Genomic DNA, 2,540 nt, shown 5'->3' with positions numbered 1-2,540 from the left:
CCGGGGGGGGGGGCCCCGGACCCGGTGGTCGGGTGTTCGCGCGGGAGCCGCGGCTGTTCCCCCGTTCTGCCGTCGGACGGCGACGAGCGCGACGGTCGCGATCAGGACTGGGCGATGGTGATCTGCTCCGAGTCGACCGGGTCGACGACCTGCACGTCCGGTGCGCCGCACGCGCTGAGCAGCTTGGCGCGCTTGCTCGTGTCCGCGTACTCCTGCCCGAAGTGGAAGGGCACCACGAAGCGCGGGCGTGCCGCGTTCACCAGCTCGCCCAAGTCCTCGGCCGTGCTGTGCCCGCGCCGGTGGATGCTGTCGCCGACGTCACCGGCCAGGCCGAACGCCTCACCGATCAGCACGTCGCAGCCGGCGTAGTCCTGCTGGTGCGACGCCAGCGGGCCGGTGTCCCCGGTGAACCCGATCTTCGCCCGACCGGTCTCGAGCACGACGCCGTAGCAGGGCACCGGGTGGTCGGTCGGCACCAGGCGGGCCTTCAGCTGCCCGCCCAGCGACACGGGTTCCTCACCGCACTCGACCCAGGCCAGGTCGAAGGTGCGCTCGGGGTACTGCAGGTCCAGCAGCGCCTTGAGCCCCACCAGGACCTGCGGGTGGCCCAGCACCGTCAGCTTGAGCAGCGGGACGTCGCCCTCCCGGTTGAGCAACGTGCGGGTGAACACGAAGTTGGCGAACCCGCCCACGTGGTCGGAGTGCAGGTGCGACACGTACACGTGCGTGACGTCGGTCGGTTGCAGCCCCGCCGCCTGGAGTCGACCGATCGGGTCGAGACCGACGTCGAGCAGGATCTGCGCGTCGTCCGCCGCCACGTGGAACGACGTCGTGGGTCCTGCGCTGGAGTTGGACCAGTGCCCGAGCGTGGTCAGGCGCATGTCCACCGACATGGGAACCTCCATTCGAAACGATTGTGGTTCTGTAATTCCCATTCGCGCGGCCAGCCATGCACGGCCACTGCTCCGAATGGCGCAGGATCGACGAAAATAGACCCGATCGGACCAACCGGCCCCGTCGACCGTCGGCACCGACCGACGACCGCTCACGTTGTGCGGAAATCGACTGGAGGATTGCTGGAGAAATCGTCGGCATTTCGCTCGAAGCGCCGGGACCCGGAACCGAATTGCACGCCAAGATCCCTCCCGGTCGCAACAGGTCACCGATCGGTCACCGAGTGGAATTGCCGGGGATCCTGCGGGGCACTGCTGATCTCCACCGCGAATTTCTTCGTAACACCGCGTTTGGCGAGAACGACTCCTACCATTACAAGGGGCGCAGGCCGCAGTACTACGGACAGCCACCGATGCACTACCCAGTGCAGAGCCGACCCGTGTCTTGAGGACGCCAAGATCATGTTGTGAACACAGCGAGAAATTCGAGGTCGTGATGTCCACTTCGGACTTATCCGAGTTACCCCGCAGGTCACTGCCGTCGTTGACGGGCCTGCGGTTCGTGGTCGCATTCTTCGTGTTCTGCTTCCACGTCACCCTGTTCAACTCGCCGGTACCCCCGCACGGACCGATCAACCCGTTCGCGGATGAGGGCTTGGCGCAAGGCTTGGAGTGGTTCTTCAGCAAGGCCGGATACCTCGGGGTGTCGTTCTTCTTCGTGCTGAGCGGGTTCGTGCTGACGTGGTCCGCGGTCGACGGGGAGACGATGCGCGCCTTCTGGCGGCGCCGGGTGCTGAAGATCTTCCCGAACCACCTGGTGATGTTCGCGGCGGCGATGATCCTGTTCGCCGCGGCTGCCACGCCGGCGTCGGGGTGGATGGTCAACCTGTTCCTGGTGCACTCGTTCTCGCCGGATCCGTCGGTTTACGCCAACGTCAACCCGGCCTCGTGGACGCTCTGCACGGAAATGCTGTTCTACCTGCTGTTCCCACTGATCTTGAAGGGGGTCCGGCGCATCGCGGACCAGCGGCTGTGGTTCTGGGCGGCGGTCCTGGTGGCGTGCGTGGTGGCCGTGCAGCTGGTCAACCTGACCCTGGTCCCGGACACCCCGAAGTCGCCCATCGCGCCGATCTCGGCCACCCAGATGTGGTTCGGGTACGTCTTCCCGGCGCCGAGGCTGTTCGAGTGCGTCCTGGGGATTGTGCTGGCCAGGCTGGTGGTCGCGGGCCGCGTGCCCAGGATCGGCCTGCTGCCCGCGGCGCTGTCGGTGGCGGTGGGCTACGCCGCGGCGCTCGTGCTGCCGTTCGTGTTCGGCTTCGTGGCGGCGACGATCGTCCCGGTGTCGTTGGTGATCCTCGCCTGGGCGACCGCCGACCTGGACGGGCGGCCGACCGGTCTGCGTGGTCGCCGCGCCACCTGGTTCGGCCAGGTCTCGTTCGGCTTCTACCTGTGCCAGGGCGTGATCCTCTGCTACGGCCGGACGCTCCTGCCGGTCGGGCCGTTCGACGCGCCGACCGGCGTCGGCGTCACGCTGCTGCTGTTCGCGGCGACGCTGGTGACGGGGTGGGCCCTGTTCACGTTCGTGGAGCGGCCGGTCATGCGGCGGTGGGCGCGGCGACGTCCCGCTGCCGTGCCTCCGGTCACCCG

General features: G+C 67.8%; 2 protein-coding genes. One reads left to right on the top strand and one right to left on the bottom strand.

Going from position 1 to position 2,540, the window contains the following annotated elements:
• Positions 1-101: 101 nt before the first annotated feature.
• Positions 102-905: an MBL fold metallo-hydrolase gene (locus tag AB0G02_RS35025; protein ID WP_360803164.1), complete on the bottom strand. Its 804-nt coding sequence runs from the start codon at positions 903-905 to the stop codon at positions 102-104.
• Positions 906-1,389: 484 nt separating this feature from the next.
• Between AB0G02_RS35025 and AB0G02_RS35020 the strand changes: the two genes are divergently transcribed.
• On the top strand, positions 1,390-2,540 hold a 1,151-nt coding region (locus AB0G02_RS35020; protein ID WP_360803161.1), incomplete at its 3' end, for an acyltransferase.

It is taken from the genome of Actinosynnema sp. NPDC023658 (assembly GCF_040639995.1).
GTDB lineage: Bacteria > Actinomycetota > Actinomycetes > Mycobacteriales > Pseudonocardiaceae > Actinosynnema.
This window is presented reverse-complemented; position numbering and strand designations above follow the sequence as displayed.